This is a genomic window from Natronorubrum amylolyticum (genome assembly GCF_052040145.1).
Taxonomy (GTDB): Archaea; Halobacteriota; Halobacteria; order Halobacteriales; family Natrialbaceae; genus Natronorubrum.
The window spans coordinates 96,441-118,975 of sequence record NZ_JBPPFW010000002.1; the positions used below are offsets into that span (position 1 = coordinate 96,441).

General features: G+C 63.6%; 23 protein-coding genes. 9 read left to right on the forward strand and 14 right to left on the reverse strand.

Going from position 1 to position 22,535, the window contains the following annotated elements; all coding sequences use genetic code 11:
- Nucleotides 1-5: 5 nt before the first annotated feature.
- Nucleotides 6-2,048, forward strand: coding sequence for a primary-amine oxidase (locus tag ACSFDB_RS06795; protein ID WP_440770267.1), 2,043 nt, complete (start codon nt 6-8; stop codon nt 2,046-2,048).
- 60 nt (nt 2,049-2,108) lie between these two features.
- On the opposite strand, the gene ACSFDB_RS06800 is transcribed toward ACSFDB_RS06795, so the two are convergent.
- Entirely contained in the window at nt 2,109-2,312 is a 204-nt protein-coding gene (locus ACSFDB_RS06800) for a DUF8027 family protein (RefSeq protein ID WP_440770268.1), read from the reverse strand.
- 105 nt (nt 2,313-2,417) lie between these two features.
- Here ACSFDB_RS06800 and ACSFDB_RS06805 point away from each other — a divergent pair, with 105 nt between their 5' ends.
- Nucleotides 2,418-3,692 (forward strand): M24 family metallopeptidase, encoded by a 1,275-nt coding sequence (locus ACSFDB_RS06805; protein WP_440770269.1) that lies wholly within the window; start codon nt 2,418-2,420, stop codon nt 3,690-3,692.
- A gap of 352 nt (nt 3,693-4,044) precedes the next feature.
- Complete coding sequence (locus ACSFDB_RS06810; RefSeq protein WP_440770270.1) at nt 4,045-5,061, forward strand: LLM class flavin-dependent oxidoreductase; 1,017 nt, start codon at nt 4,045-4,047, stop codon at nt 5,059-5,061.
- 68 nt (nt 5,062-5,129) lie between these two features.
- On the opposite strand, the gene ACSFDB_RS06815 is transcribed toward ACSFDB_RS06810, so the two are convergent.
- The 9 genes from ACSFDB_RS06815 to paaA form a co-directional block, all read right to left on the reverse strand.
- Entirely contained in the window at nt 5,130-6,188 is a 1,059-nt protein-coding gene (locus ACSFDB_RS06815; protein WP_440770271.1) for an alpha-ketoacid dehydrogenase subunit beta, read from the reverse strand.
- Nucleotides 6,185-7,333, reverse strand: a complete 1,149-nt coding sequence (pdhA, locus tag ACSFDB_RS06820; protein ID WP_440770272.1) for a pyruvate dehydrogenase (acetyl-transferring) E1 component subunit alpha — start codon at nt 7,331-7,333, stop codon at nt 6,185-6,187. Before pdhA ends, ACSFDB_RS06815 begins: the two co-directional genes overlap by 4 nt.
- A 453-nt stretch (nt 7,334-7,786) precedes the next feature.
- Complete coding sequence (locus ACSFDB_RS06825) at nt 7,787-8,173, reverse strand: PaaI family thioesterase (RefSeq protein WP_440770273.1); 387 nt, start codon at nt 8,171-8,173, stop codon at nt 7,787-7,789.
- A gap of 76 nt (nt 8,174-8,249) precedes the next feature.
- Complete coding sequence (gene paaK / locus ACSFDB_RS06830) at nt 8,250-9,530, reverse strand: phenylacetate--CoA ligase PaaK (RefSeq protein ID WP_440770274.1); 1,281 nt, start codon at nt 9,528-9,530, stop codon at nt 8,250-8,252.
- A gap of 224 nt (nt 9,531-9,754) precedes the next feature.
- On the reverse strand, nt 9,755-9,925 hold the full coding sequence (paaE, locus tag ACSFDB_RS06835) for a 1,2-phenylacetyl-CoA epoxidase subunit PaaE (protein WP_006090349.1): 171 nt from the start codon (nt 9,923-9,925) through the stop codon (nt 9,755-9,757).
- Nucleotides 9,922-10,338: a 1,2-phenylacetyl-CoA epoxidase subunit PaaD gene (gene paaD / locus ACSFDB_RS06840; protein ID WP_440770275.1), complete on the reverse strand. Its 417-nt coding sequence runs from the start codon at nt 10,336-10,338 to the stop codon at nt 9,922-9,924. The genes paaE and paaD overlap by 4 nt, the downstream gene beginning before the upstream one ends.
- A 5-nt stretch (nt 10,339-10,343) precedes the next feature.
- Nucleotides 10,344-11,210, reverse strand: coding sequence for a 1,2-phenylacetyl-CoA epoxidase subunit PaaC (paaC, locus tag ACSFDB_RS06845; protein ID WP_440770276.1), 867 nt, complete (start codon nt 11,208-11,210; stop codon nt 10,344-10,346).
- Complete coding sequence (gene paaB / locus ACSFDB_RS06850; RefSeq protein ID WP_440770277.1) at nt 11,210-11,527, reverse strand: 1,2-phenylacetyl-CoA epoxidase subunit PaaB; 318 nt, start codon at nt 11,525-11,527, stop codon at nt 11,210-11,212. Before paaB ends, paaC begins: the two co-directional genes overlap by 1 nt.
- A 2-nt stretch (nt 11,528-11,529) precedes the next feature.
- A complete protein-coding gene (gene paaA, locus ACSFDB_RS06855; RefSeq protein WP_440770278.1) occupies nt 11,530-12,471 on the reverse strand; it encodes a 1,2-phenylacetyl-CoA epoxidase subunit PaaA in 942 nt (313 codons plus the stop codon).
- Between the two features lie 100 nt (nt 12,472-12,571).
- Here paaA and ACSFDB_RS06860 point away from each other — a divergent pair, with 100 nt between their 5' ends.
- Nucleotides 12,572-13,210 (forward strand): helix-turn-helix domain-containing protein, encoded by a 639-nt coding sequence (locus tag ACSFDB_RS06860; RefSeq protein ID WP_440770279.1) that lies wholly within the window; start codon nt 12,572-12,574, stop codon nt 13,208-13,210.
- 48 nt (nt 13,211-13,258) lie between these two features.
- Nucleotides 13,259-13,651: a PaaI family thioesterase gene (locus ACSFDB_RS06865; protein WP_440770280.1), complete on the forward strand. Its 393-nt coding sequence runs from the start codon at nt 13,259-13,261 to the stop codon at nt 13,649-13,651.
- 48 nt (nt 13,652-13,699) lie between these two features.
- Here the strand turns inward: ACSFDB_RS06865 and ACSFDB_RS06870 are convergent, their stop codons facing one another.
- Genes ACSFDB_RS06870 through ACSFDB_RS06885 form a run of 4 tightly spaced genes read right to left on the reverse strand, consistent with a single transcriptional unit; the run spans nt 13,700 to nt 18,477 of the window.
- Nucleotides 13,700-14,422 (reverse strand): ABC transporter ATP-binding protein, encoded by a 723-nt coding sequence (locus tag ACSFDB_RS06870; protein WP_440770281.1) that lies wholly within the window; start codon nt 14,420-14,422, stop codon nt 13,700-13,702.
- Nucleotides 14,419-15,219: an ABC transporter ATP-binding protein gene (locus tag ACSFDB_RS06875; RefSeq protein WP_440770282.1), complete on the reverse strand. Its 801-nt coding sequence runs from the start codon at nt 15,217-15,219 to the stop codon at nt 14,419-14,421. Before ACSFDB_RS06875 ends, ACSFDB_RS06870 begins: the two co-directional genes overlap by 4 nt.
- Complete coding sequence (locus tag ACSFDB_RS06880) at nt 15,219-17,180, reverse strand: ABC transporter permease (RefSeq protein ID WP_440770283.1); 1,962 nt, start codon at nt 17,178-17,180, stop codon at nt 15,219-15,221. Before ACSFDB_RS06880 ends, ACSFDB_RS06875 begins: the two co-directional genes overlap by 1 nt.
- 31 nt (nt 17,181-17,211) lie before the next feature.
- Nucleotides 17,212-18,477, reverse strand: coding sequence for an ABC transporter substrate-binding protein (locus ACSFDB_RS06885; RefSeq protein WP_440770284.1), 1,266 nt, complete (start codon nt 18,475-18,477; stop codon nt 17,212-17,214).
- A 385-nt stretch (nt 18,478-18,862) separates the two neighbouring features.
- Here ACSFDB_RS06885 and ACSFDB_RS06890 point away from each other — a divergent pair, with 385 nt between their 5' ends.
- The 4 genes from ACSFDB_RS06890 (at nt 18,863) to ACSFDB_RS06905 (ending at nt 22,088) form a co-directional block, all read left to right on the forward strand.
- A complete protein-coding gene (locus ACSFDB_RS06890) occupies nt 18,863-19,258 on the forward strand; it encodes a universal stress protein (RefSeq protein ID WP_440770285.1) in 396 nt (131 codons plus the stop codon).
- A gap of 150 nt (nt 19,259-19,408) precedes the next feature.
- Nucleotides 19,409-19,999 carry a GNAT family N-acetyltransferase gene (locus ACSFDB_RS06895; RefSeq protein ID WP_440770286.1) on the forward strand — a complete coding sequence of 197 codons (591 nt, stop codon included), beginning with the start codon at nt 19,409-19,411 and terminating at the stop codon, nt 19,997-19,999.
- Between the two features lie 215 nt (nt 20,000-20,214).
- Entirely contained in the window at nt 20,215-21,501 is a 1,287-nt protein-coding gene (paaK, locus tag ACSFDB_RS06900) for a phenylacetate--CoA ligase PaaK (RefSeq protein WP_440770287.1), read from the forward strand.
- 128 nt (nt 21,502-21,629) lie between these two features.
- A complete protein-coding gene (locus ACSFDB_RS06905; protein WP_440770288.1) occupies nt 21,630-22,088 on the forward strand; it encodes a MaoC/PaaZ C-terminal domain-containing protein in 459 nt (152 codons plus the stop codon).
- Nucleotides 22,089-22,535 lie beyond the last annotated feature (447 nt).

The following is a 22,535-nucleotide window of genomic DNA, read 5'->3' on the forward strand; positions in this document are numbered from 1 at the left end:
GTACCATGGCAACAGAAACCATACCGGAGGCCGACCACCCGCTCGACCCGCTCGCACCTGCGGAGATCGAGTCGGCGTACGAGATTCTGACCGACGAGCGCGATGTCGGCTCGGAGAGTCTCTGTATCAAAATCGAACTGGCTGAACCAACGAAAGAGGCGCTTTCGGCGTACGACGATACCGGCGACGCACCCGACCGACAGGCGCGAATCGTCGTCCGGAACGGGACGGATCGGAAGACGATCGAGGCGGTCGTCTCGCTCGAGGAGGAGTCCGTCGTCTCCTGGGAACACGTCGAGGGAGCACAGCCGTCGATCGCGATCGAGGAGTTCATCGCCTGCGAGGAGGCGGTGAAGGCCAACGCGGAGTGGCAGGAAGCGGTCGAGCGACGCGGCGTCGAGAACACCGATCGGGCGATGGTCGACCCGTGGTCGGTCGGCCACGAGTTCGTCCCCGAGGACGTGGATCGGTCGAAACGGCTGGCTCACGGCCTGTCCTTCCTCCGACCGAGCGAGGAGGCCGGCGACGAGGGGTACGCAAAGCCGTTGACGGGCATCCACACGTTCGTCGACCTCGATCGGATGGAAGTGGTGACGGTCGTCGACTACGGGCCGCCGGACGAGGACGAGCCGCTTCCGCCGACGGGGATGGCCTATCGCGAGGACGACGTCGACCTCCGGGACGACCTGACGCCGTACAACGTGGATCAGCCCGACGGGCCGAGCTGGAGCGTCGACGGCCGGAAACTCGAGTGGCAGGGCTGGCACATGCGCGTGGGCTGGACCCAACGCGAGGGGCTCGTCCTCTACGATATCGGCTACGAGGACGACGGGGAGGTCCGCTCGATCGTCGATCGCGCCTCCTGCGCCGAGATGTCGGTTCCGTACGGCACGACCGATATCAACGATCGGTTCAAGAACGCGATGGACGTCGGCGAGTACAACATCGGCCGGCTCGCGAAATCGCTGACGAACGGCTGTGACTGTCTCGGACACATGCACTACTGGGACGCCGTGATGAACACCGCGGCGGGCGATCCGAACGTGCTCGAGAACGCCATCTGCCTCCACGAGGAGGACAACGGCACACTTTGGGAGCGCAGCGACTGGCGGACGGGGAGCGACGAGGTTCGGCGTCGGCGCCGACTCGTCGTTTCGTTCGTCGCCGCCGTGGGCAACTACGACTACATCTTCAACTGGTACTTCTACCAGGACGCCTCGATCGAGGTCGAGGTTCGCCTGACGGGGATCGACAGCGTCTCCGCAGTCGGCCCGGACGAGGATCCGTCGGGCTACGGGGAACTCGTCGCCCCGCAGCTTACGGGGCCGATCCACCAGCACTTCTTCAACTTCCGGCTCGACCTGAACGTCGACGGCGGCCCGAACACGCTGTACCGCGTCGAAAATCAGCCGGTTCCGTCGGGACCGGACGGACTCGATCCGATGGGCGAGGCCGACCATCGAACGCACAATCCCGGCGGCAACGCCTTCTACGCGAAGCGCGAGAAACTGACGAGCGAGGAGGAGGCCAAGGGCCTGATCGACTCGCTCAAGGGCCGGTACTGGCAGATCGAGAACCCGACCGCGGCGAACGGCCTCGGAAAACCGACCGGCTATCGGCTCGTACCCGGCGACAACGTCGAGGCGGCGATGCAATCCGACTCGAGCGTGATGAAACGCTCCGGATTTATCAAGTACCACCTGTGGGCGACGCCGTTCCGCGAGGACGAGCGGTACCCGTCGGGGCGGTATCCGAACCAGCACCCCGGCGGCGCGGGGCTGCCGGCCTGGACCGAGCAGGATCGCGACCTCGAGGAAGAGGATCTGGTCTGTTGGTACACGCTCGGCGTCAATCACGTCACTCGGCCCGAGGACTGGCCGATCCTGCCTGTCCAGGTCTACAGCTTCAAACTCCAGCCAGCGAACTTCTTCGACGAGAGCCCGGCAATCGACGTCCCGCCCCAACACGCGATCGAGGGCCAGGACGTGCCGGGACACGGTCACGAGGGTTGTGAGACCGGGTCCGAGGCCGACGCGGACGACGACTGATCTCCGATCTCGGCCCCCCGGTCTTCCACCCTCCGCTCGCTCTCACCGCTCGACAGCAGTTCAGTTCGGAGGACCGGTGGCGTCGTCCCCCCGGTCGAGCATTCGTTCGATTTCGTCCTCGCCGAGAAGATCGACTAAACTCTCGTCGCCGGCGCGGTAGCGCTCGAGTTCCGATTCAGTCAGGCGGTCCTCGAGTTCGCCGGCTGAGAGGTGCGATTCCAGTGCGTCGTCGAGGTCGTCCGGATCGTATCCCGGTATTACCATGTGTTTGAATACCACGTTAGGACCCTTATAGCGTACTGTCGATCACGGGTGCCGACGGTCACCGAGAACGGTACGATTTAGTGGACGCCCATGGTACGAGAGGGCATGACGTTCTACGAGCGGGAGTTCATGGAAGGCACGCGCGGCACGCAGGCCGTCGACTGGGAGCAGCGGATCGACACGCAGCGGCTTCGAAAGGAACGAAAAGAGAAAGCCCTCGAGCGCCTCCAGGAAACCGAACTTGGCGCGATGCTCCTCGTTTCGGATCCCAACATTCGCTACGTGACGGGGCTGGCGATGACCGGCGGGAGCGGCGCGGACCACTACACCCTCCTCACCGAGAACGGCGATATCGTCCACTGGGACACCGCGGACCACGCGAGCAATCAGCGGTTCAACTGCCCCTGGCTGCACGACATCCGCTACGCCTGTCCCGGTCTCGGAAACGTTCCGCGAGCGTCCGGCCGCAACTCGGCCCGCGACTTCCTGCTCTCGACGATGGCCGAGGGCGTCGCCGAGGCGGCCGAGGAGTACGGCGTTGGCGACGAGACACTCGGCGTCGACGTCGGCAATCGGGGGCTGCTCGCCGCGCTCGAGGATCTGGGCCTCGAGACCGACGTCGAGACGTGCAACGCAATCATGGAGGACGCCCGCAAGATCAAAACCGAAGACGAGATCGAGTGTCTGCGAATGGTCGCGTCGATCTGCGAGGCGGGCTTTCAGACGATCAAAGACGCTGCGAAGCCGGGGATGCGCGAGACGGAGGTCTGGGGCGAGGCGGTCCGCGAACTGTGGCGCCACGGCGCGTTCGTCGGCGGCGGCTACCTCACGTCCGGGCCGAACACGTGGCCCAAACACCAGGCCAACACCACCGATCGGGCGATCCGACCGGGGGATCTGGTCTACGCCGACTTCTACAACATCGGCTACCTCGGCTACCGATCGTGTTATTACCGCACCTTCTCGGTGGGCGAGCCGACCGACGAGCAGCGGGAGGCCTACGAGACGGCTCGAGACAATCTCTACGGTGTCCTCGAGCGCATCGAACCCGGCGCGACGACCGACGAAATCGCACAGGCGTTCCCGGATATGGAAGGCGAACACGCCGACTACTACGACGCCGACGACCACTGGCAAATGACGACGAACCACTGGGCCCACGGCCTCGGGCTCCAGCTGTACGAGGTCCCGCTGATCTGGCGCGGTCTCTCGCCAGACCACCCCATCGAGATCGAGGAGGGGATGACGATGGCCGTCGAGACTCAGGAGCCGGCCGGCCGGCAGGGCGTCCGCGTCGAGGAGATGGTCGTCGTCCGGGAGAACGGCGTCGAAATCCTCAGCCAGTGGCCCGTCGAGGAGATCACCACTATCGACTACTAACACCGCTGGAACGCTCGTTTCGATGCGCTCCTGAGAGTGAGCGTGAGTCGCTCGTTTCGAGAACGAATCGCTCGAGAACACTACGAAAGCCCCTGGACCCTTTCATTCCCACCCGCAGTGGCCAGCCTGATCAGCCGGAACGGGTGGGAATGAAAGGGGCTGGTGCGGTCGATCCCTCCCGGGCGCAGTAAGGACCGCAGCGAAGCGAGGACCGCAGCAAGCCCCGGAGGGTCGAGCGCGCCAGGGGCTTTCGTGGTGGTCACAACGACGAAGCAACGATCGGATCCACATCAGCACACGACGAACAGCCGGGGCACCAACAATTAAGCCGGTCACACTGGATGATAGGAGTATGAAACTCGGGACGGGCCTGTTCACCGCTCAGCAGCGGCCCGACGACGATCGCGAGCCGAGCGAACTGTACGACGAGATACTGACGCTGACCCGCGAGATCGAGACCGCGGGGCTCGACAGTGCGTGGGTATCCGAACACCACTTCGCCGAGGACGGCTACCTCTCCGCGACGATGCCGACCCTGGGGGCGATGGCCGCCGAGACGACCGACCTCGAGATCGGCAGCTGCGTCGCCCTCGGGCCGCTGTACGAGCCAATTCGGCTCGCGGAGGACGCCGCCACCGTCGACCTGCTTGCCGACGGTCGACTGACGCTGGGACTCGCCATCGGCTCGAACCCGCGGGAATTCGACGTCTTCGGCGTTCCGCGGGACGAACGAGCCGATCGCCTCGAGGATCTCGTCCCCTTCCTCCGGGCCGGTTGGAGCGCAGGCGACCTCGAGTACGAATCGTCGTTTCACGACGTGCCGACGAACGTCTCGATCACGCCGAAACCGACCGACGAGTCGGTGCCGATCATGCTCGGCGGCGGCGCGAAACCCGCCGTCCGACGCGCCGCGCGAACGGCGGACGGCTGGTGTGCCCCGTCGTCGCTCTCGATCGAGGGCGTCCGCAAGCGCGTCGAGGACATCCGTCGGGTCCGCGAGGAGGAGGGCCTCGCGGACGGGAACGACGACTTCACGATTTACGTCCTCCAGCACGGCTGGGTGGGCGACTCCCGCGAGGACGCCTGGGAGACGATGCGGGACGGCTACTTCTACATTCAGCGACGCTACGCGGAGATCTTCTCGGGCGAGTCCGTCGACGAACTCGAGGCCGACCGCAAGGAGGAATTGAAAGAGCAGGCCATCTTCGGCACCTCCGAGCAGGTCCGCGAGGAACTCGAGCGATATCGCGACGCACTGGGCGACGATATTCACTTTATCTTCCGGACGTACCATCCGGGCGTCGGCACCGACGAGATGATCGACTGCATCCATCGACTTGGTGACGAGGTCGCCCCGCGGCTCCGGTAACGCCGCTCTCGAGCGTTGTTCGACGATTCGTCGTCCGCTGATCGTCCCCGTCCGAATTCGCGTCGGCGTCAGAACTCGAGGGTCTCGAGGATGCCGTCCTGAATACGGACCGCCTGTGGCAGATAGAAGTCCTCGAGCGCGTGCAGCGGGACCGGCGCGTCGAAGCCGGTCACGCGCTTGATCGGGGCCTCCTGATAGAGAACCGCCCGCTCCTGGATCGTCGCCGCCACTTCGGCGCCGAGGCCGCCGGTCTTCGGCCCCTCGTGGACGATCACGGCCCTCCCGGTCTTCTCGAAGGAGTCGACGATGGTTTCGACGTCCAGCGGCGACAGCGTCCGCAGGTCGACGACCTCGACGTCGACGCCGTACTCTTCGGCGACGTTGTCCGCGGCGATGAGCGTCGGCCGGGTCATCGCGCCCCACGCGTACACCGTGACGTCGCTGCCCTCCCGCCTGATCGCGGCGTCGCCAAGCGGAACCTCGTAGGATCCCGTCGGGACGGCCTGCCGAAACGCGCGATAGAGTAGCTTGGGCTCGAGGAAGACGACCGGATCCGGGTCCCGGATCCCCGCGGTGAGCAGCCCTTTCGCGTCGGACGGCGTGCTCGGGGCGACGACTTTCAGGCCGGGTTCGTGGACGAAGAAGGCTTCCTTGGACTCGGAGTGGTGTTCCGGCGCTCGAATCCCGCCGCCGTAGGGCATCCGAACTACCATCGGCACCGTGTACGCGCCGTGGCTCCGGCTCCGGAATCGGGCGGCGTGACTGACGAGTTGATCGAACGCGGGATAGGAAAAGCCCATGAACTGTATCTCCGCGACCGGCCGCAGTCCGGACAGCGCCAGTCCGATCCCCGTTCCGACGATCCCGGACTCCGCTAGCGGCGTGTCGACGACCCGACCGTCGCCGAACGCCTCGTAGAGCCCCTCCGTAGCGCGGAAGACGCCGCCGTTCTTGCCGACGTCCTCGCCCAGGACGACGACGCGGTCGTCCGCCGACAGCTCCGTGTAGAGTCCGTCGCGAACCGCTTCGACGAGGTTGAGGCGATTCGTGTCGGACTCGGTAGACTGGCCGGGCCCGACAGGCTCGTCCCCATCGGGCTCGTCGGACCCGGACGCAGCCGAACTCATTCCAGCACCCCGGAGAACGCGTCGTCACCGTACTTCTCGCGGAGCCTGTTCAGTTCCGCTTGCTGCTCGCGGAGTCGATCCGACGGCTCGTCGTAGACGTGATCGAAGAGCCGATCCGGGTCGGTCGCCGCCGACTCGGCCGCGGCGATCGCGTCGTCGATTGTCGCCTCCACACGCTCGGCGATATCGGCCTTGCGCTCGTCGTCGAGGATTCCCTCCGAGTACAGGTAGTTTCGCAGGCGCTCGAGCGGATCCCTCTCGCGCCACGCCTCTGCCTCGTCGTCCTCGCGATAGACCGACGGATCGTCGGCGGTCGTGTGCGCGCCGTACCGGTACTGCACCGCCTCGATGAGCGTCGGCCGTCGCTCGTCGTCGGTCGGCTCTTTCGCCTTCCGGAGGGCCGCCCGCGTGACTTCGTACGTGGCCAGCGGGTCGAGTCCGTCGACGCGAACGCCCTCGATTCCGTAGGCCTGTGCCTTCTGCGCTAACGTCGCGCTCGCCGTCTGGCGCTCTCGAGGGACCGAAATCGCCCACTGGTTGTTGTTGCAGACGAACACCGCGGGCACGTCGAAGACGCCCGCGAAGTTCAGCCCCTCGTGAAAGTCGCCTTCGGAGGTTGCCCCGTCGCCGAAGTGACACAGTACGGCCTCCTCGACCCGGCCCTGTAGCTGGTGGCCCCAGGCCATCCCCACGGCCTGTGGCAACTGCGTCGCGATCGGGATGTACTCCGGGAGGACGTTGACGTCCTCCGGAATCGCGTAGCCGTCGCGGTGGCCGCGAAGCGGTTTCAACAGCGACTCGAGGGACATGCCGTGGACGTACTTGGCCGCGTGTTCCCGGTAGGTCGGGAACAGCCAGTCTCGCTCCTCGAGGGCGTAACTCGTCGCGACCTGTGCGCCTTCCTGTCCCGTCATCGGCGCGTAGGTCGCGATCCGTCCCTGCCGCTGGAGACTGATCGCCCGCTCGTCGAACCGGCGCGCGAGCGCGATGTCTTCGTACATCGATAGCAGTTCCTCGGCCGGGAGGTCGGGCACCGTCGCGTTCGGCAGGACGTTCCCGTCCGCGTCGAGAATCCGAATCGGTTCGTCGTCGGTTCGCGCGAGTTCGTTCGCCTCATTCGCCTCTACGTCTTCTTGTGCGCTCATTGATGGTGGTAGTGGTCCGGCGGCTGCTCGTAATGCGGTACCACGGTCGGTCTGGCTGACCCGGGGATCGGTGCGAACGACGCCTGCGAGTCAGGACCAGAGCGTGTAACCGACGCGAGCGCGTGTGTCGCCTCGCATCGGCGAGTCGGCCGCCAGGGTAAATGTAATTGGGAATGTCGCGCTGAAATCGGTGACGAGATGTCGGAGTCGCTCGGTCACGGCGCGTCCTTCCTGCCTACTGGCGGTTGCCATACCGTATACAATCGTGGAGATGACACTTAATAGTTGTGCGAGACATGGCGGCTGTCGGATAGGGACTGGAGGAAACCGACCGACGAAAAATCGGTTCGCGGACCGCTTCGGGGATCGGGAATCGGGAATCTGGAGCGAAATTCGACGATGGTTCGACGCGTCGCTTCCGGTCGAGCGACCGCGAAAACACGTCGGTGTTCGCTATCCCGTCTTGTACACGCCGCGAGCGTCCGCAATGTGCGTCTCGTCGTCCTCGGCGTAGACGTCCACGTCGACCACGCCGACGTCGCTGCCGCAGCGAACGACGTCCGCCTCCGCGTAGAGGTCGCCGGTACCGGCGTTGAGATAGTCGATCCGCATGTCGATCGTCGGCACGGGCTGATCGACCTCCGAAACTAGTGCCGCGCCCCCGACGGTGTCCGCCAGCGTGAACGTGACGCCGCCGTGGGCCATCAGCCGGTCTTCGTTCCAAGAGAGGTCCTCGGTCATCTCGAGGCGGCCCTCGGCGTGGCCGTCGGCGCAGTCGGTGACGTCGATTCCGAGCAGGGATGCAAAGGGCATGCCTTCGAAGAACGCTTCGGTGTCCATGCGTGACTCGTTTCCCACGAATCGTAATAAAAGTACCAGGGGAGCAAACGACCCACAATCCGGCTCGATCGAGCGATCAGCGGTGATCGTAGACTCGCTTGACCTTCCCGACTTCCGTGCGTTCGATCGTCCCGTGCTCGACCAGTTCGAGTTCGTCTGGCGTAATCGACAGGACGCTCTGTAATCGTTCGAGAACCTCGTCGCGAAGTCGGTCGATGTCGCCGTCGAAATCGTCGACGAGTTCCACGGTCAACTCGAGGGTGTCTAAGTTGTCCTCGCGGTCGAGGTCGATGCGGTAGTAGGGGGCGATCGCATCGAACTCGAGGATCACGGCCTCGATCTGACTCGGGTAGAGATTGACGCCGCGGACGATCAGCAAGTCGTCGGCGCGGCCGGTGACGCCGTCCATGCGGGCCATCAATCGGCCGCAGTCGCACGGCTCCCGCGTGAGCGTCGTGAGATCGCCGGTCCGATACCGGAGTACGGGGAGCGCTTCCTTCGACAGCGACGTCAAGACAAGTTCGCCCTCCTCGCCCTCGGGAACCGGCTCGCCGGTCTGCGGATCGATCACCTCGGGGTAGAAATGGTCCTCCCAGATGTGCATGCCGGCCTGGGCCTCGCACTCGACGGCGACGCCGGGGCCGATCAGTTCGGAGAGGCCGTAGTTCTCGTACCCCCTGACGCCGAGTCGGTCCTCGATCGCCTCGCGCATCGGTTCGGTGCAGGGTTCGGCGCCGTAGAGCACCGTCGAGAGCGGCAGTTCGCGCGGGTCGATTCCCATCTCCGCGGCCGTCTCGGCGAAGTAGAGCGCGTACGACGGCGTACACGCGAGCGCATCGCTCTCGAGGTCGCGTGCGAGTTCGACCTGCCGTTGCGTGTCGCCGCTCCCGGTCGGAATCACCGTCGCGCCGAGTTCCTCGGCGCCGCCGTGAAAACCGAGACCGCCCGTGAACAGGCCGTAGCCGTAGGCGTTCTGGACCGTGTCGCTCGAGTCGAGCCCCGTCGCGGCCAGCGAGCGGGCCATCACCTCGTTCCACAGTTCGAGGTCGCCCTCTGTGTAGGAGACGATTTTCGGTTTCCCGGTCGTCCCCGAGGAGGCGTGGATCCGCCGGAGTTCGTCGTTTTCAACGGCGAAGAGGCCGTCGGGATACGTCTCGCGGAAGTCGGCTTTCGTCGTAAACGGCAGGGACTGGACGTCTTCGATCGAGTCGATATCCGCGGGAGAGATCTCGGCGTCGTCGAGGGCCTGCCGGTAGAACGGCACGTTCTCGAAGACGTACTCGACGGTGTCACGAAGCCGGTCCGACTGCAACTCCCGCAGTTCGTCGCGAGACCTGCACTGGGTAGTGTCTGCCATGTGCCCGTACTCGAGTCACGGTATCGAGTACCAAAGAATTTGGTTTTTCGACGGTTCGGCCGTCATCATCGGTAGTCGAGGCGCATTACGGAGTCGAGTGGCTCGGGAAAAACGGTGCGGACGACACTCTCTATCGCTCGAGCGGGCGACGGACCTGGGGGACCGCTCGCCGAGCGAACTGGAGCGCGAACGTGACGAGCGAACGGACCGAGACGGCGAGCGGTTCACTCGAACTTTTCGAACGGTTGCTCGCAGCTATTGCAGTAATGCATCGACCGACAGAGCGACGGTCCCTTCGGGTGCTCGCGGACGGTGTCGGTCGACTCGCAGTAGGGGCACTCGGCACCCGTCGTCTCCCCGCTGGTCGTGACGCTCGGATCGAGATTCCGTCTCATATGCTGAGCCCGAACGCTCGCAGGTCGTCTTTGCCCTGTTCGGTCACCATCTCGACGGTCCACTCCGGACTCCAGACGAGTCGCAACTCGGCCTCGTCGACGCCGTCGACGGCGGCGACCGCGTCTTCGACGTCTCCCGTGAGCATGTCTCGAGCGGGACAGCCCGAGTAGGTAAGCGTCATGTCGACGGTTACGACGCCGTCGTCGACGTCGACGCCGTAGATCAGGCCGAGATCGACGATACTGATCGGCATCTCGGGGTCTTCGATCCCGTAGAGGGCGTCCCACACGTCGGCCGCGAGGCCGGTCGCGTCGTCGCCGGTTGCGGGAAGGTCGTCGCTCGTCTCGCCCTCGCGGTAGTCGGTGTACGCACAGGGCGTGGCATCGGTGTCGTCCGGAATATTGCTACTCATTACAGTTACTCTGGTTTGTCCATGATTCTGGTCGTCTCGGTGCGCCCGAGTTCGCGGTAGGTGTGGGTGAACTCGTCGTAGAGGTCGAACCACGCGTCGGTGTGGGAGCCGTCTCGGCCGCGTTCGTCGGGGAGCATCTCCTCGGTTACTTCGAACTCGTCGGTATCGTCGCCCACGCGGCCGTCAGCCGGTAGCTCGAGATCGAGCGACTCGAGGTACGGTACGACGATCGAGAGCCACTCCTCGCCCATCTCCTCGAGGGTCGCGTCGCGAAGGCCGAGATCGACGATATCCTCTTCGACGGCTGGATCGACTGGCTCGAAGAGCGTAAGGGCGTACGGGAACAGCCGGTCGAGCGCGTCCTGCAGGCGCTCGTGGCCCTCGTCGCCATCCGCGAGCCGTTCGAGCCAGTTCTGGGCGTGCTCTAAGTGGTACTCCTCCTCGCTGCGAATCTTGCCGACGCGGTCAGCGATCTTCGGGTGGGTGGAGTCGACGAGCGCCTCGAGCCGGATCTCCTCGGCGGCGTCGTACAGGTACGACCGGAGGATGGCGTCGGCCCAGTCGCCATCTTCGAAGGGGCGTTCGACGAGCGTGCTGTGCCGGAAGTCAGCCGGATCGCGCTCGTACACCAGTTCGCGCTCCTCGAAGCCGACGTCGCCGAGGACGTCATACCACAGACGGGCGTGGCCGAGTTCGTCCTGGGCGTTGTTCGCCAGCGCGAGGTCGGACTCGAGCGTCGGCGCGCGGACCTGCCACTCGGTGTAGCGCTCGGCCAGCACGAACTCGTCGTCGGCCAGTCGCTTCAGCAGCGTCTCGAGGGCCGTCCGCTCGCGCTCGTCGAGTTCGTCGGGGTTCTCGAGATTCGTCGCCATCAGTCGTCACCTCGCTGTCGCTCGGCGGTCGCCTGCTCGTCTTCGGATTCGACGACCTCGCGGGCGTCCTCGCCGGTCGTCTTGTACGTCGTCGCCCAGCGGTAGGCCTTGTCGGTCGTCCCGCCGAACGCGACGTCTTCGGTGTCGATCTCGCCGACCTCGTCTCTGGGCACGACCCAGAGGCTGTTAGTCGGCTTGCGTCGGCCGTGCTGGATGGCGGCGAACTGCTTTGCCATCTCGCGGTCCGGCGCGTGGACGTTACCGCAGTGGGTGTGATACTGGCCGGTCTTCTCCTGGCGGAACACTTCCCAGATCATGATCAGTCGGCCGCCTGCGGCGCGTGGCCGCCGGCGGCGGTGGCGTCGCTCTCGATCGTGTCGCGGACCCACTGGACGGCCTCCTGGGCGGCCTTGCGGCCGTTGATCTGACCCACGCCGGGCTCGTAATCGTTCTTCGCGATCGTGAAAAACTCGTCCCAGTCGAGGTCGCCCTCTTCGACCTCGTAGGTGCCGTCGTCCAGTTCGCGGATGCGCGGTTCGTCCGGGATCTCGAGGCCGTAACTCCGCGCCTTCGGGATGTACTGATCGAGGAAGGCGTTGCGCAGTTGGTCGTTGGACTGCTGTTTGAGCCCAACCGAGGCCGCGAAGTCGTGGTGGGTGCTCTTGTCGTCGGTCGGGCCGAAGAACTGGATGATGCGGGGCCACCACTCCTCGAAGGCCGCTTGGGTCAGCTCCTGCTCTTTTTTCGAGCCCGACATGAGCTCGCGGAGGATGTCCTCGCCGTGTTTGACGTGGAACCCTTCCTCGAAACACACCTTGTCCATCGCGTGGGCGTAGGGCTCCCAGCTCGTCCGGCGAAGCGTCGCCTGTCGGCGCATCGCCGCGCCGTCGACGAAGAAGGCGATCATCGGCGTCTCGACCCAGTCGGTCATCTCGTAATGAAAGCAGTTCAGGAACTTGCCGTCGCCGTTCGCGAGGTCGTCCAGCATCTCCTCTCGGGTCTTGACGCCGAGGGACTCCGCGGCGCGGTAGAGCAACTGCCCGTGGCCGATCTCGTCTTGAACCTTCGCGGAACACGCCAGCTTTCGATCGATACTCGGCGCCTGCCGGATGAACGGACGCTCCAGATACGCGCCCATGATCTCGCTGTTCGCGTGGAATTCGATCATCCGGGTCGCCGCCTTCCGGTACTCCTCGGGGAGGTCGTCGGCGGGGCTAAACTCCCGCGGCCCCGCTCGGTTTTTGACTGTGTCCAGGTCCATCGTTTCATTCGAATGAACGCTGTATACGCCCTTAGAAATTGACCGCCATATAACGAGGTTTTATATATTGGTGGCTGGTAACGGAGCCCATACACCCCACATGATCGACGAGTGTCTCGCGGTCGAATTCCGCGTTCAGAACGACGATTGCCCGCTTTCGGACGCGACTCGAGCGGTCGATGTGGAGGTCGGTGCCCAGCCACCCCAGCACCGAAGCGACGGCTACGATCTGCTCCAGTTCGGGTCGCCGAAGAGCGAGGAACTCACTCGCGTCCTCGACGACGACGACCGGATCTCGTACCTGCACGTCTCGAGGACCGACGGTCGCTACCGGTATCGCTGTCTCTCTAAAGAGCCCTGCGTCGTCCACCGGCTGATCGACGGCGGCCTCATCGTCGAGACGCTGCGGTACCGCGACGGCGCCGCGATGATCTTCGGCGCGGTCGTCGGTCGCGACGTCCTCAAGGGCGTCATGGAGGCGGCCGGCGAAACCGTCGGCGTCAAACTCGAGCGCGTCTATCCCCTCCAGTCCGAAGCGAAGGAATCCCCCAGCCATCGGTGGGACCTCACGCCGGCCCAGGAGGAGTGCATCCGCGCGGCCCTCGAACTGGGCTACTTCTCGATTCCGCGGGAGACCACCTCGAAGGCGGTCGCCGACGAACTCGGGATCAGCAAATCGGCGTTTCTCGAGCGGCTCCGGCGCGGTGAGGCGGCGCTGTTCCAGCAACTCTTCAGCTGAGAGTCCGACGTCACTAGATACTTGGTTCCTGACGCGGTGTGATATCGTATGGCAGACATCGAGACGGTTCGCCGGCGCATCGAGAGCGACGCCTACTGCGAGACGCTCGGAATCGACCTCGTTTCCCTCGAGCGCGGGGCCGCGAAGACCAGCTTCGAGGTGACCGAGGCCCTGACGAACTTCCACGGGACGCCCCACGGCGGGGCGATCTACTCGCTCGCCGACGCGGCCTTCGCCGCCGCTTCGAACTCCTATGGAAAGACGGCGGTCGCGCTCGAGACGAACGTCTCCTATCTCGAGGCCGTCGAGGTGGGGACCGTGCTGACCGCCACCGCCGAGGAGACCCACGGGGGCACGCGAACCGCCGAGTACGAAGTCGTCGTCACCGACGAGGGCGACGACCGGATCGCGACCTTCCGCGGACGGGTGTACAAGCCGTAGCGTTTCCGACGGACAACGGAAAAACAGGCGATCTCGTCGAACCGCTCCCTACGCGGTGACGCCGAGGTACTTGTCGAGGATTTCCTCGTCCGCTCGCAGCTCCTCGGAGGTGCCTTCGTAGACGACCTCGCCCTGATTGATGACGTAGTTGCGATCGGCGAGCTCGAGACAGACGTGGACGTTCTGTTCGACCAGTAAGACGGTGATTCCCCGGTCGTTGAGCTCGGTGATGATATCCATCACGTCCTGGACGATGTAGGGAGCGAGCCCTTCGGTCGGTTCGTCGAGCAGGATGAGATCGGCGCCGCCGACGAGGGCGCGAGCGATCGCGAGCATCTGCTGTTCGCCGCCGGACAGCGACGACCCGGCGTTACTCGCCCGCGCTTGCAGGTTCTCGAACATCTCGAGCGCCTCGCCAACCGACAGCGAGTCGACGTCCGGCGCGCCGCCGTAGGCGGCGAGTTCGAGGTTCTCGCGGACGGTCAACTCCGGGAATATCTGGCGTTCCTCCGGAACCAGTGCGAGTCCCTTCTTCGCCGTTTCCGTGGCCTCGAGGGTCGAAATATCCTCGTCGCGGTAGGTGACGCGGCCGCCCGTCGGCGTGAGAATGCCCATGATGGTCCGGAGCGTCGTCGTCTTGCCCGCCCCGTTGCGGCCGACGAGAGAGACGATTTCGCCCTCGCCGACCGACAACGACAGATCTCGCAGGACCTGCGTCTCGCCGTATCCCGAGTAGATCCCTTCGATCTCGAGCAGTGGCGGTACGCTCATTCCATCATCCCCCCGAGGTAGGCGTCCTGGACGTCCCCGTCAGCGGCGATTTCGTCTGGTGTTCCTTCCGCGAGGATTTCACCTCGGTTCAGCACGGTGATGCGGTCCGAGAGCTCCATGACGAGTTCGATGTCGTGTTCGATGAGCAACAGCGTCTGATCAACCAGCACCTCTTCGATCAGATCGATCGTCGCCTGCGTTTCCTCGACGCTCATGCCCGCCGTCGGTTCGTCGAACAGGACGAGTTCGGGTTCGGTCGCGAGAACGACGCCGATCTCGAGGCGTCGCTTGTCGCCGTACGGGAGTGCATCCGCCGTCTCGTCGGCGACGTCCTCGAGTTCGATTCGCTCGAGAATACGATCGGTCCGGTCGTTCATGCTGTCGTACCGATCGGTCGGTTTGAACAGCGATTCGACGAAGTTGTACCGGTCGCGGTCGAGCGACTGAGAGGCCAGCCTGACGTTCTCGCGGACGGTGAGCCCGCCGAAGATATTGGAGATCTGGAACGACCGTCCGATGCCGCGGCGAACGCGTTCGGACGGCGAGAGGGTCGTAATGTCCTCGCCCTCGAAGTACACCGCGCCCTCGGTGGCGGGGAGCGCGCCGGTGATGAGGTTGAACAGCGTCGTCTTCCCGGCACCGTTGGGGCCGATGATGCTCCGGAACTCGCCGCGTTCGACCGTCAGGTTGATTCGGTCCGTCGCCGTGAACTGCCCGAATCTCTTGACCAGGTCGTCCGTCTCGAGGATCGTCTCTCCGGCGGTTCGCGGATTCGTTTCGGTGGTTTCCATAGCCATTAGTCGTCACCTCTGACGCTCGATTCGTCCACTGTTGGCTCCGGACCGGGACCGGAGCCACCCGTTACGTACGGGGCGAGTTGGGCCGGCAGCGAGACCAGCCCGCGCGGGAGGAAGATCACGAACAAGACGAAGATCGTCCCGAGGACCAGCCGCCAGCGGCCCGTAAAGCCGGTGAGGATCTCCTCTAAGCCGAAGAAGACGCCCGCGCCGATGATCGGTCCGTACAGCGTTCCCATGCCGCCGAGGATGACCATCACGATCACCTCACCCGAGTGAAGCCAGTAGGCGAAGGAGGGCGTCGCGTAGCCCGAGTTGAGTGTGAAGAGCCCGCCGGCCAGACCGGCCAGCGCGCCGCTGATCACGAACGCGCGTCGCTTGTAGATGGTCGTCTCGTAGCCGATGAACGTGGCTCGCTGTTCGTTCTCGCGGATGGATTTGAGCACGGAACCGAACGGTGAGTTGAGCATCCGTCGAGTGAGCAGGAACGAGGCGACGAGCGCTCCCAGCGCGATGTAGTAGAACAGCGACTGGCCGGTCAGCGCCACTGGGCCGATGAACAACCCGATGTCGTGGAGTTCGATCCCCATCCCGGCGAGGCCGTAGTACGTCGAGATGCCGAACAGCCCCTCGGAACCGCCGGTGATGTCGAGCCGGTACAGCATGTTGTAGAACAGCTCCGCGAACGCGAGCGTGATCATCGCGAAGTAGACGCCGCCGACCCGAATCGAGAGGTAGCCGACGAACCACGCGATGGCCGCGGAGATGACGATAGCGAGACCGATCGCGACGAACGCGGACTGGCTCACGTGTAACAGCGTGATCGCGACGGCGTAGGCGCCGAGCCCGTAGAACAGGGCGTGACCGAGCGACACCAGCCCCGTATACCCCATGACGAAGTCCAGGCTGAGCGCGAACAGGCCCCAGATGATGATCTCGATCATGAGCGTGACGGCGTACGGCGAGTACAGCGTCCCAACGCCGAGCGGGATCACCGCCAGCAGGCCGACCATGGCGAGCCCCAGTCGTTTGCGGGTCCGATTGTCGAGGAGTCCGCCGTCGGTGCCGGTCAGTAAGTCGCCACCTTCCTCTTCCGTTTCGACGCCGAACAGTCCGCGGGGCCGGATGAGGAGGACGGCGATCATCAGCAGGAAGATCACCAACCCTTCGAAGATCGGTGCGTAATGGCGCAAGAACGTCTGGATGATGCCAACGGCGAGACCGCCGACGACGGCACCCTTGAAGCTCCCCAGTCCGCCGAGGACGACGATGACGAACGCGGGAATAATGACCGACATCCCCATCTCGGGACTGACCGCCTGGTAGCCGCCGAGGATGATCCCGGCGACGGCGGCGAGCGCCGCACCCATGCCGAACACGAGCGAGTAGTACCGGTCGATGTCGATCCCGAGGTTGCGAACCATCTGTCGGTCCTGCGAGCCAGCGCGGATGATCAACCCGTACTTCGTGTACTCGAGCATCGCCCAGACGGCGAGCGCCATCGCGCCACCGAAGACGATGATGAATGTGTTGTACACGCTGGCGTTGATTCCGAGCACGTTGATCGTTCCCGTGAGGATCTCTGGCACCGGGAGATTGACGCTTCCCGTTCCCCAGACAAGGTAGATTAGGTCGTTTATCACCAGCACCAGTCCGAACGTGAGCAGGATGTGATACAGCGGGTTTCGCCCGTACAACGGTCTCACCGTGTATCGTTCGATCGCGACACCGATGAGACCGACGAGCAACGGCGCGGCGAACAGGGCGACGAAGAACGCTGTTCCACCGAACGGAACGACCAGCGCCAGTGCGAAGTACGCACCCAGCGCGAACAGTTCACCGTGTGCGAAGTTGATGACGTGCATGACGCCGAAAATAACGGAGAGTCCGGCTGCTAACAGCACGTAGACCACGCCGATCGTCAGCCCGTCGACGAGCGGTTGTAAGAATGCAGTGATCATTGGTTATCGAGACAGGTGATCGATATCCGTATTACAGCTCACAGCCCGTATCCTCACAGTCGGGTGCGGCTTCTTCACCGGACAGTTCCCCGAGGAGTTCGACATCGGCGAGTTCGCCCGAATCCGGTTCGACGCACTCGCCCATCCAGACCGGGTTCATCGCCTGCTGATCGCACTCACGGAACTCGTTCGGGCCGAAAATCGTGTCGTGTTCCATCCCCGAGAGGGTCTCCGCGACCGTCGACGGATTCCGCGATCCAGCCTCGCGAATGCCGTTGGCGACCATCCGGATCGACTCGTAGCCGACGCGCGAGAAGTTGTCCGGCGGATCGTCGTACTCGGATTCGTAGGCCTCGACGAACTCCTGATTGTCTCCCAACTCGAGTTCCGGCACGTAGCGGACGCCGCTGTAGATATCGTATGCACCGTCTCCAGCCCCGATCCGTACGGCCCGGAACGAACCGGTCGTCGTCACGATCGGAATCTCGTCCTGTAGTCCGCGTGCACTTGCCTGCGAGAGGAAGAGGCCGAGGTCGGCACCGGTCATCCCGACGACCAGCGCGTCGGCCTCGTCGCTGACGCCCATGATCTGACTGATGAACGCCTCGAAGTCCGTCGACCCCGGATCGGATCGCGTGACACCGACCTGTTCGTACTCGTCGCTAATCGACTCCATTCGGGTCTCGACCTCGTTTAGCACCGACTCGCCGTAGGCGTAGTCGGCGATGTGGTAGACGATCTGATCGCCGAGTTCGTCGGCGGTCCACTGAGCCATCACCTCCGCGATCTGTGCGGTGCTCGTCTCGAATCGGAACACGTACTCGTTGCAGTTCGAGCCCGTGATCGAGGTGTCCGCCGCGCCGGGCGTGTAGACGACCTCGTTCTCGAGAGCGAAATCGTTGATGGCCAGCGCGGCCGAGCTCGAGATACAGCCGGTAATGAACTGCGCCCCGTCGGATTGGACCGCCTGTTCGGCCCGCTGGGTTGCCGTCGCGGGATCGAGTTGGGTGTCGTAGTCGTCGTACTCGATCGTAAAGTCGTACTCGTCGCTCTCGTTGATCTCCTGGATCGCGAGTTCGGTTCCCTGGTGTCGTTCTTCCGCGAGGTCGGCGAACTCCCCCGTGAACGGCTCGAGGACTCCGAACTGCACCGTATCGAAGTCGTCGTCGTCTCCGTTCCCCATCTCGTCTGGATCGCCGACACAGCCGGCCAGCCCGGTTATTCCGGCGACACCACCAGCGGTAATCGCCTTGAGAATATCACGTCTACGCCCCTGTGACTTGCCACCTCGAGTCATACCTTCTGTAGAGTACACCCGACCATAAAAATCGACCCCGTTTTATGGCGGTTTTATAAGTATATATCGGCAATATACGGCTCTACTATCGATATGCAGATATCCGATCCACCGGTTCGCCACGATACCGTTAGCCGCTCTACCATACCAACTGACCGATTCGTACGCGTCTGGCAGGCAGATCCTGTTCACGAGCGGCGGACTGGTTCTCGTGACGATCGATTAGACGACTTGTGCGAGTTCACCCCCGATAGCCGGCGGACGCTGACTATTCGCTTTCGCGTACAATCGCGCCCGCCGACGTACGGCACCGATTCCATTGGGCCGGCCCAGTGTGTGGGAACGAGACCGGAACGTTATGTGAGATGCACACAAGTACCGTTCTATGTATCGGATACTGGTCGGTGTCGAAACCGACGAAGACCGAGCGATGGCACAGGCGTCGATGATCGAATCGCTTCCGGGGGCGAACGACGAGATCACGGCCGTACTCATGCACGTGTTCCAGGACAACCCCGAAGGACGGTCGATACCACAACTCGACGGCGTTCGCCACGCGGCCGCGGCGTTCGACGAATACGGTATCGACTACGAGTACTACGAAGCGAGCGGCGAACCGGCGCCGGAGCTAATTGCGGTCGCCGACGAACTGGACGTCGACATGCTCTGTCTCTCCGGACGCAAACGGTCGCCGACGGGTAAAGTCGTCTTCGGAAGCGTCACTCAGTCGGTTATCCTCGGAACCGACAGGCCGGTGGTCACCGTCAGCCCGGGCGAGTGACAGCTGACTGAGCACCTCGAACACCGACGTCGGTAGCCGTTTGGTTCTCGAGGTTCTCGAGCTACTCGCGTTTCGGTTGCTTATAAACGCCGTAAATACACGGGTCGACCGTGATGTGGTTTCGACACCACTGTTCGAGTGTGAACGCCCATGACGACCGACACCTGCTCCGCGTGGGATCCGGCGAACTGTACGGGAACCGAGGGCTGTCCGCCGCGTTGTCCCCGGTTTATCGATAAACGCGGCGACCCCGTCCTCGTCGAACCGTACTCGGCTTCGCGGTTCGAGGACCTCGTTTCCATGTACGTCGACTACCCCCAGCGCCACCGTTCGATGGGAATCCCGCCGGCCACGCGCGCTCGGATCGAAGACTGGATCGAGCGGCTGCTCGAACGGGGCTTCACCGTCGTCGCCGTCCGCGGAGGCCGCGTTATCGGCCACGCAGCGTACTCGCCACGCTCGAGCGTCGAACCCCAGTTCGTCGTGTTCGTGGATCCGGCCGTCCACGATCGCGGAATCGGGAGTGAACTCTGTCGGCACGTTATCGCTGCCGCTGCTGACGCCGGACACGAGGCGCTCGTGCTGGATGTCGATGCAGCGAACGAACGGGCCGTCCACGTCTACCACCGCATGGGATTCGAGACGGTCGAGCGCAACGGAAACGATCTCCGAATGCGACTGTCGTTCGACGAACCGATCGTCGAGACGGTTCAGTTACCGCCCGCGGAGCGACCGACCTGACCGGCGGCGACCCGCTGATGGTCGTCGTATAACGCGGATGTTTCGGTCGACACCGCTGCAGTCGAGTTCTGACGGCGTTATACGGCGTTCGCGCGTCCTCTCGGAATCGACCTCGAGCGCTCGACCGGCCGCGTTCTATCACCCCCGGTGGTAATCAGTGACACGTGTGCATACCACATGATTTTTGTCGAGGCGCTCCGGATTGTCGAGTGAGGATGAGTTATAAGCAGATAGAGACAGCCCCTCGAACGGAGATTCGAGAGCTGCAGAACCAACGGCTCCGTGAAACGGTGCGCCACGCCTACGAGAACGTCGACTACTACCGCGAGGAACTCGACGCAGCGGGCGTCGCACCCGAGGACGTGCAAACGGTCGACGATATCGGGACGCTCCCGTTTACCACGAAAGAGGATTTCCGTGCCGAGTACCCGGACGGCCTGTTCGCTGTCGACGACGACGAACTCCGGCGGATTCACGCCTCCTCGGGGACCACCGGCAAACCCAAGATCGTCTCCTATACCCAGAGCGACCTGGACGTGTGGAGCGAAGTCGTCGCTCGCTGTCTCGCCGCGTCGGGAGTCGAGCCGGGAGATACGGTCCAGAACGGCTACGGCTACGGCCTGTTCACGGGCGGCCTCGGGCTCCACTACGGAATCGAGGAACTCGGCGCGACGGTGATCCCGATCGGCGGCGGGCAGACCCAACGACAGGTGGAGTTGTTACAGGACTTAGAGAGCGACGTCCTCACCTGTACGCCGTCGTACTCGCTGTACCTCGCGGAGACGGCCGAGGAAATGGGAATCGACATCAAAGAGCTCCCGGTGTCGACGGTGATCTTCGGTGCAGAACCCTGTACAGATCCGATGCGCGAGGAGATCGAGGAGCGACTCGACGTGACCGGCATCGACATCTACGGGCTGTCGGAGATCATCGGTCCCGGGGTCTCCAACGAGTGCCACGAAGCTCAGGAGGGCCTGCACATCTGGGAGGATCACTTCTATCCCGAAGTGATCGACCCCCAGACCGGCGAGGTGCTTCCCGAAGGCGAGGAGGGCGAACTCGTGTTGACCACGCTCACGAAGGAGGCCCTGCCGGCGCTTCGGTACCGCACCGGCGACCTCACGACGCTGACTTACGACGAGTGTGAGTGCGGACGGACGATGGTCCGGATGGACAACGTCACCGGTCGCGCCGACGACCTGCTGATCGTCCGCGGCGTCAACCTCTACCCCAGCGAGATCGAAGACGTCGTCCTCGAGTTCGACGCGGTTGCCCCCTACTACCGCATCGACCTCGATCGCGAGAACAACCTGGACACCCTCGAGCTCACGATCGAGCTCGAACCCGAGTTCGACGGCGACGTCGAAGACCTCCGCGACCGCATCCTCACTCGCCTGTCGAACGTCCTCTCGTTTACGCCGGACGAGTTGGAGATCGTCGATCCGGACAGCATCGAACGGACGGAAGTCGGGAAGGTAAAGCGCGTTTACGACCACCGATAGTCGCGACGACGGTCGAGTGAGTGGCGTCCGCTGCCGATTCGAACGGAGACGCGTCATCAATCCTGCGCCGGATCTCCGATTCTCGTCGTCGAAGTAAACTATTTGTACCGTGATTGGGATGTCCACATATGGCATACAGCTACGAGCCACATCACTTCGAAGACTTCGAGGAGGGTCAAGAGTTCCAGAGCGTCGGCCGAACCGTCACCGAATCCGACTTCGTCATGCACTCGGCACTGGCCGGCGACTGGACGGAACTGCACACCAACAAGGAGTACGCGGAGGAGGGCCCCTTCGACGGCCGAATCGCCCACGGTCCGATGACGTTCGTCCACGCGACCGGCTTCGTCTACCGGTCCGGAATCGTCGAGCGCACGGCGTACGCGTTCCTCGGCATGAACTACATGGATCTCCCGAATCCGGTGTACATCGGGGATACGATCTCGCTCGAGATGGAGGTCAGCGAGACAAAAGACGTCGATCACGACGAGGCGGGGATCGTCATCCTCGACACCGAAATGACGAATCAGGACGATACCGTCGTCTTCCAGGGCGATATGAAGTTCCTCATCAAGCGAAGGGAGTGACACACGTGACGTGACCGACGAGGCCGTGCGGTCACGATCCGGGAGAGCCATCGGTATGGTCTATCCGACTGTGCTATCTTCCCGCCCTTTCGGGCGGGCTTTCGCCTCGTACTTTCACGACGACTGTTCACAACCGACGATTTCACGATCAGTTCGATTGGACGAGTGGGCACTCGAGGCAGTTGTGTCGGGTAAGAACGCGGATACCTTCTCGCTCCGCGGCTCGACTCTTTATCAATAAAATATCATTTGTTGACTGGTAGAACCTCACTTGATGACATCGGTAACCCATGACAGACAAATACACAGAGTGATATGGTATCTGGTATTTAGCAGAGTCAAGAGAGTTAGAAAATCACATATGTCTCCCGGGGGCAAGGTGAATTCGTGAAATGATGAACGGAAGAGAGTATTGAACTCGGGACATATGACCATGTACTGAATTAA